We start from the raw sequence: 6,753 nt of genomic DNA, 5'->3' as shown, positions 1-6,753 counted from the left end.
GGGCGGGCCGTCGCCGTCCGTCGGTTCGCGGCGGGCGGATACGCGCGCTCTAGGCGGAGAGCGCCTCGCCGTCCTCCGAGGCTGCGCACGCGGCCGCCAGTTCGTCCAGGGACAGGTCGAGCGCGAAGGCCAGCGCCGCGATGGTGAAGAAGGACGGCGTCGGCGCGCGGCCGGTCTCGATCTTCCGCAGCGTCTCCGCCGAGACGCCGGCCACCGCCGCCACCTCGACCATGCTGCGCTCGCCGCGCGCCTCGCGCAGCAGCGCCCCGAAGTGCTCGCCGCGCTCGCGCTCCCACGGGGTCAGCGGAGTCCTCACCATGGCGACGAGTCTAGGCCCTCCTACTCGATGGCGTTCCACCCCTCCCGACCGTGATACAAATACCGGTATAAGAATTGGATCCAGGGGAGAGAACCACCATGGTCGAACTCAAGTCGGACGCCGGGCTGGCCGCGATGCGCGAGGCCGGGCGGGTGGTGGCGGACGCGCTGGCGGCCGTCCGGGAGCAGGCGGCGGTCGGGGTGAGCCTGCTGGAGCTGGACGAGGTGGCGCGGGGTGTGCTCAAGGCGGCCGGGGCCACCTCGCCGTTCCTCGGCTACCGTCCGGCCTTCGCGCCCGTCCCGTTCCCGGCCGTCATCTGCGCCTCGGTGAACGACGCCGTGGTGCACGGCATCCCGGATGGCTACCGGCTGCGCGACGGCGACCTGGTGAGCATCGACTGCGGCGCCCTCCTGGACGGCTGGGCCGGGGACGCGGCCGTCAGCTTCACCGTCGGCACCGCCCGGCCCGAGGACACCGCCCTGATCGAGACCACCCGGCGCGCCCTGGAGGCCGGCATCGCCGCCGCCGTGGTCGGCAACCGGACCGGGGACATCGCCCACGCCATCGGCGCCGTCGCCCGCTCCGGCCGGTACGGCCTGCTGGACGGCTACGGCGGCCACGGCATCGGCCGCCGGATGCACGAGGACCCGCACGTGCCCAACGAGGGCCGCCCGGGCCGGGGTTACCCGCTGCGCCCCGGCCTGGTGCTGGCGATCGAGCCGATGCTGCTGGCCGGCGGCCGCGACGACCACCGCACCGACCCGGACGGCTGGACCCTGCGCACCGTCGACGGCGCCCGGGCCGCCCACGTCGAGCACACCGTCGCCATCACCGAGGACGGCCCGCGGATCCTCACCCTGCCCTGATCGGACACGCCCTAGGCTCGGGCCCATGACCAAAGCTGTGATGTTCGACTTCTCCGGAACCCTCTTCAGGGTCGTCTCCACCGCCGAGTGGCTGGCGGCCCACCTCGCCGCCACCGGCCTCGCCCTGCCGGCCCGGGAGGAGGCCGAACTGGTGGCCCGGCTGGAGGAGTTCGGTGCCCTGCCCGGCGGCGTGCCGCCGCGCCGCGTTCCGCCGGAGGTCCAGCAGGCCTGGGACACCCGGGACTTGACCCCCGAGCTGCACCGCGCCGCGTACACCGCGCTGACCCGCGCCGCCGAGCCGCCGGCGGCCCTCGACGTGGACGCCCTCTACGAGTCCCATCTGGCGCCCGCGAGTTGGCGCCCGTACCCGGACGCCGCCCCAGTGCTGCGCGAGCTGCGCCGCCGGGGCGTGCCGGTCGCCGTGGTGAGCAACATCGGCTGGGACCTGCGCCCGGTCTTCCGCGCGTACGGCTTGGAGGAGCTGGTCGACGTCTATGTGCTGTCGTACGAGGTCGGCGCGCAGAAGCCCGACCCGGTGATCTTCGAGACGGCCTGCGAGCGGCTCGGCCTCGCCCCGGCGGACGTCCTGATGGTCGGCGACGACCGTACCTGCGACGGCGGCGCGACCGCGCTCGGCTGCGGCTTCCACCCCGTCGAGCACCTGCCGGTCGACCGGCGGCCGGACGCCCTCACGCCGCTGCTGGCCGTCCTGTCCGGGTGAGGCGGGTGAACCGGGTGAACCGGGTGAACCGGGGCAGTCGGGAAGACCGGCAAGTCCGTCCGCTCGGGGTGACGGAGGACACGAGGTGGTGCCCCGGGGGCCCGGAGTACCGTGCGGGGCATGAGTGATCAGGACTTCACCACGCACATCACCGTCCGCGGGTACGAGACCGACTCCCAGGGGCACCTGAACCAGGCGGTCTACCTCCAGTACGCCGAGCACGCCCGCTGGGAGTACCTCCTGGCGGCCGGGATCCGCCAGGCGGACCTGGTCGCCAAGGGGGTCGGCCCGGTGGTCCTGGAGACCACGGTCAAGTACCTGCGGGAGCTGCGCGCGGGCGACTCGGTGGCGGTCAGCTGCTCGTTCACCTGGCGGGACGGCAAGACCTTCCAGGTGGTGCAGCGGCTGGTCCGCGAGGACGGCGTGCTGGCCGCCGAGATCACCGGCGTCGGCGGCATCCTCGACCTGGCGGAGCGCAGGCTGGTCGCCGACCCGCGCGAGCCGCTGCGCGCGCTGGCCGCCGACCCGGGCCTGCTCGGCCTCTGAGCCGGACCGGACTGCGCCCCACCACCCCCCCACCCTGTGCGGCCGGAGACCGCGGCCGGAAGCGGTCTCCGCCCCGTCCCCGACGCCCGGGGGGATTTCCCCACCCCCGACCGGCCCGCTGCCCGCATGGTCCCAAGTCCCGTGCCCCAGCAGACTCCTGGGCATGACGAAACCCACCCGCACCACACCCGCCCGCACCATCACCGCCCGCACCACACCCGCCCGCACCACCACCGCCGCGGTCACCGCGGCCGCCGCCCTGGCCGTGACCGCGCTGAGCGCCCTGCCCGCCGGTGCGGCCGAGAGCGCGAAGCCCGGGAGGGACGCCCTCGCCTGGGCCGCGTGTCCGGGCGCCCCGGCCGACAGCCCCCAGCGGTGCGCCGAGGTCACCGTCCCGCTGGACTACGCCGATCCGAACGGCGCCCGCATCACCCTCGCCGTCTCCCGGATCACCGCCGCCGAGCCCGGCCTGCGCCGCGGCGTCCTGCTGGCCGTCCCCAGCGGACCGGGGGGCTCCAGTCTCGACCTCGTCCACGGCATGGCCGGGCGACTGCCGCAGTCCGTCCGGGACCGCTACGACGTGGTCGGCCTCGACCCGCGCGGCGTCGGCCGCTCCACCCCGGTCAGCTGCGGCCTCGACCCCGCCGACCTGGCGATGGTCAAGCTGCGACCCTGGCCGGCCGCCGACGGCTCGATCGACGGGAACCTGGCCACCGCCCGCCGCGTCGCCGACACCTGTGCCCGCAACGGCGGCCCGGTGCTGCGCAGCATCTCCACCGCCAACGAGGCCCGCGACCTCGACGGCATCCGCCGCGCCCTCGGCGAGCGCCGACTCTCCGTCTGGGGCCTCTCGTACGGCACCTACGCGGGGGCCGTCTACTCCACCATGTTCCCCGAGCGGACCGACCGGGTCGTGCTGGACAGCAACGACGACCCGGACCCGTCGCGGGTCGGGCGCGGCTGGCTGGACGCCTTCGGCCGGGGCGTCGAGGACCGCTTCCCGGACTTCGCGACGTGGGCGTCCGCGCCGGACAATCCGGGCCGGGTCGCGGACACCCCCGAGGAGGTCCGCCCGCTCTTCCTCGACCTCGCCGCCCGCCTGGACCGGGCCCCGCTGCCCTGGCCGGGCGCCAACCCGGCGGAGCTGAACGGCAACGTGCTGCGCGAGACCCTGCTGGAGAGCATGAACGCGGACGCCCACTTCCCGGAGCTGGCGGAGCTGATGCTGGCCGGTCTCGGCCGCCGTCCGCTGCCCGCCCCGATGGTGCCGCCGGAGGCGGCGGTGCAGAACACCATCGCCGTCTCGGTCGGGACGCTCTGCAACGACGTCCGGTGGCCCGCCGACCCGGCCGGCTACGCCAAGGCCGTCACCGCGGACCGCGCCGCCCGCCCGCTCACCGCCGGCCTGCCGGTGAACGTGATGCCCTGCGCCTTCTGGCCGTTCGCGCCCGCCGAGCCGCCGGTGCGGGTCACCGACCGGGGCCCGTCCAACGTCCTGCTCGCGCAGAACCTGCGCGACCCCGCGACGCCGTACACCGGCGCGCTCAAGCTGCGTGCGGCGTTCGGGGACCGGGCGCGGATGGTGACGGTGGACTCGGGCGGCCATGGCGTGTACCGGGCCAACGGGAACGCCTGCGGCGACGAGGTGGTGACGGACTACCTGGTCACCGGCCACCGCCCGGCCCGGGACGTCTTCTGCCCGGCCGGCTGAGCGAGTTCGGCCGGGCAGCGCCGGTCGGGCGAGGCCGGACGAGCGGCGCGCGGGGGCAACGGGCCGTGGACGAACGGTCCTTGCCCCGGCGTGCACGCCCGTTCGACCCTCGGGAATGAGTCGAATCCGTCGCGATTTTGTGACAATCCTTCGCCAACACCCGCTCCCCACGGCCTGTTCACGGCCGTAATGTTCGATCTATGTCACCGAAGAGCCGCATACCCGCCGCCTCGGACCCGGGCGACACCTGGGTGCCGCGACCGAGGCGCCGCGAGACCCCGATCGGCATCCTGGGCCACGCGGCCACCTTCCTCGGCTCCAGCGTGCTGGGCGGGGTGCTGCTGGCGGGCCTGATCCTCCCGGCGGCCGGGGCGGTCGGACTCGGCGCGAAGAACGGCGCCGAGGGCTTCGAGAGCATCCCCGACGACTTCAGGACCCCGCCGCTGAGCCAGGCGACGCAGATCTTCGACGCCAACGGCGGCCTGATCGCCAAGGTCTACGAGCGCGACCGCACCGTCATACCCGCCGACCAGATGTCCCCGCTGATCCGCACGGCGCAGGTGGACATCGAGGACGCCCGGTTCTACGAGCACGGCGCCGTCGACCTCAAGGGCATCCTGCGCGCGATCACCAAGAACGCGGAGAGCGGCGCCGCCGTGCAGGGCGCCTCCACCCTGACCCAGCAGTACGTGAAGAACGTCAACGTGGAGAAGGCCGGGGACGACGCGGAGGCGGTGCGCGAGGCGCAGCGCAAGACCCTCGGCCGCAAGATCCAGGAACTCCGGTACGCCATCAAGCTGGAGGAGGACCTGAGCAAGGAGCAGATCCTCACCAACTACCTCAACATCACCTTCTACGGCCACCAGGCCTACGGGATCCAGGCCGCCTCCCAGCGCTACTTCAGCAAGGACGCCAAGGACCTCAGCCTGCCCGAGGCGGCGATGCTCGCCGGGCTGGTGCAGAACCCGTCCCAGTACGACCCGAAGCTGCACCCGGTGGCCGCGCAGAAGCGCCGCGACACCGTCATCGACAAGATGGTGGAGAACAAGCACGTCACCGCGGATCAGGCCAGGGAGGCGAAGGCCGCCCCGCTCGGCCTCAACTACCGGGACCCGCAGAACGGTTGCATCACCGCCAAGGCCGGCATGGGCTTCTTCTGTGACTACGTGCGGCACGTGGTCAAGCAGGACCCGGTGTTCGGCAAGAGCTCGGCCGAGCGCAAGAAGCTGTGGGACACCGGCGGCCTGAACATCTACACCACGCTGGACCCGGACAAGCAGGCCGCCGCCCAGAACGCCGTCTCCACCAGGGTGTACGTCACCGACCCGGTCTCGGCCGCGATGACGATGGTCGAGCCCGGCAGCGGCAAGATCCTGTCGATGGCGCAGACCCGCCCGTACGGCCTGGCCAAGGAGAAGAACGAGACCGTCGTCAACTACAACGTGGACGCGGCGATGGGCGGCGGCATCGGCTTCCAGCCCGGCTCCAACTTCAAGCCGATCGTGGCCGCCGCCGCCCTGGAGGCAGGCCTGTCGCCGACCCAGCGGTACGACTCGCCGAACCGGATGGACTGGCCGACGATGAAGACCTGCGACGGCACCTGGAAGAACCTCAGCAGGGGCAAGAAGGAGGGGACCATCCCCAACGAGAGCGCCGGTGAGGTCGGCCCGTACGAGCTCAAGCAGGCCATGGCGCTCTCCGTGAACACCTACTTCGTGCAGATGGAGCAGGAGATCGGCCTCTGCGCGGTCAAGCAGATGGCCAACAAGCTCGGCATGGAGGGCAAGGCGAACGGCGAGCCGCTCCAGGAGCTGCCCGCGCTCGGCCTCGGCACCCAGGAGGTCAGCCCGCTGACCATGGCCAACGTGTACGCGACCTTCGCCGCCCGGGGCACCTACTGCGCGCCGCTGGCGATCAACCGGATCACCACCGTGGACGGCACCGACGTCCCGGTGCCCCCGGTCCGGTGCTCCCCGGCGATGTCCGAGGACACCGCCGACGTGATCAACAGCGTGCTGCTCGGGGTGACCGAGAAGGGTGGCACGGCGCGCGACCTCGGCCTGGACGACGGCCGCCAGATCGCCGGCAAGACCGGGACGACGGACGAGAAGAAGTCCGCCTGGTTCACCGGCTACACGGGCAACCTGGCGGGCTCGGTCTGGCTGGGCAGCCCGGGCACCAAGGTGCCGATGCGCAACATCCGGATCGGCGGCAAGTACCAGGCCGAGGTCTTCGGCGCCACCGGCCCCGGGCCGATCTGGCAGCAGGCGATGAGCGACGCCGTCCGGAGCATGCCGGAGAAGCCGTTCACCACGGTCCGCATCCCGGACCCGCCCCGGCGCGACGCCAACTGCACCACCTCCAGCGGTTCGCCGGGCTCGGTCACCTGCAGCGGCGCGCCCGCCACCGGGGGCCCGGGGAACACCGGCAGGCCGCGCGACACCGGCCCGACGACCGGCCGCACCGCGCCGTCCGTCCCGCCGGGGGCCACCGACCCGTCGGACCAGTGACCCGTCGGACCAGTGCCCCGTCGGACCGGTGACCCCGACGACCGGTGAACCGCCCGGCCCTGCCTGAGTACCCGTACTCA

6 protein-coding genes are annotated in these 6,753 nt (G+C 73.3%); 5 read left to right on the top strand and 1 reads right to left on the bottom strand.

What is annotated here, in order from left to right:
• Window positions 1-49: 49 nt before the first annotated feature.
• Window positions 50-319 (bottom strand): helix-turn-helix domain-containing protein, encoded by a 270-nt coding sequence (locus tag ACFU6K_RS27140; protein WP_380667274.1) that lies wholly within the window; start codon window positions 317-319, stop codon window positions 50-52.
• Between the two features lie 98 nt (window positions 320-417).
• Between ACFU6K_RS27140 and map the strand changes: the two genes are divergently transcribed.
• The 5 genes from map (at window position 418) to ACFU6K_RS27115 (ending at window position 6,673) form a co-directional block, all read left to right on the top strand.
• On the top strand, window positions 418-1,185 hold the full coding sequence (map, locus tag ACFU6K_RS27135; protein ID WP_380667272.1) for a type I methionyl aminopeptidase: 768 nt from the start codon (window positions 418-420) through the stop codon (window positions 1,183-1,185).
• Between the two features lie 25 nt (window positions 1,186-1,210).
• On the top strand, window positions 1,211-1,906 hold the full coding sequence (locus tag ACFU6K_RS27130) for an HAD-IA family hydrolase (protein WP_380667270.1): 696 nt from the start codon (window positions 1,211-1,213) through the stop codon (window positions 1,904-1,906).
• Window positions 1,907-2,026: 120 nt separating this feature from the next.
• The gene (locus ACFU6K_RS27125; RefSeq protein WP_380667268.1) at window positions 2,027-2,452 is read left to right on the top strand and encodes an acyl-CoA thioesterase; all 426 of its coding nucleotides are present in this window, start codon (window positions 2,027-2,029) and stop codon (window positions 2,450-2,452) included.
• Window positions 2,453-2,615: 163 nt separating this feature from the next.
• Window positions 2,616-4,163 (top strand): alpha/beta hydrolase, encoded by a 1,548-nt coding sequence (locus tag ACFU6K_RS27120; RefSeq protein ID WP_380667266.1) that lies wholly within the window; start codon window positions 2,616-2,618, stop codon window positions 4,161-4,163.
• Between the two features lie 200 nt (window positions 4,164-4,363).
• Window positions 4,364-6,673 carry a transglycosylase domain-containing protein gene (locus tag ACFU6K_RS27115; RefSeq protein ID WP_380667264.1) on the top strand — a complete coding sequence of 770 codons (2,310 nt, stop codon included), beginning with the start codon at window positions 4,364-4,366 and terminating at the stop codon, window positions 6,671-6,673.
• Window positions 6,674-6,753 lie beyond the last annotated feature (80 nt).

Source organism: Kitasatospora sp. NPDC057512 (assembly GCF_042802135.1).
Taxonomy (GTDB): domain Bacteria; phylum Actinomycetota; class Actinomycetes; order Streptomycetales; family Streptomycetaceae; genus Kitasatospora.
Note: the sequence above shows the minus strand (reverse complement) of the source record. Positions and strands in the feature narration are given on the sequence as shown.

Coding starts and splice junctions, on each gene's coding strand:
- ACFU6K_RS27115 (WP_380667264.1), top strand. CDS start 4,364: ATGTCACCGAAGAGCCGCATACCCGCCGCCTCGGACCCGGGCGACACC.
- ACFU6K_RS27130 (WP_380667270.1), top strand. CDS start 1,211: ATGACCAAAGCTGTGATGTTCGACTTCTCCGGAACCCTCTTCAGGGTC.
- ACFU6K_RS27125 (WP_380667268.1), top strand. CDS start 2,027: ATGAGTGATCAGGACTTCACCACGCACATCACCGTCCGCGGGTACGAG.
- ACFU6K_RS27140 (WP_380667274.1), bottom strand. CDS start 319: ATGGTGAGGACTCCGCTGACCCCGTGGGAGCGCGAGCGCGGCGAGCAC.
- map (WP_380667272.1), top strand. CDS start 418: ATGGTCGAACTCAAGTCGGACGCCGGGCTGGCCGCGATGCGCGAGGCC.
- ACFU6K_RS27120 (WP_380667266.1), top strand. CDS start 2,616: ATGACGAAACCCACCCGCACCACACCCGCCCGCACCATCACCGCCCGC.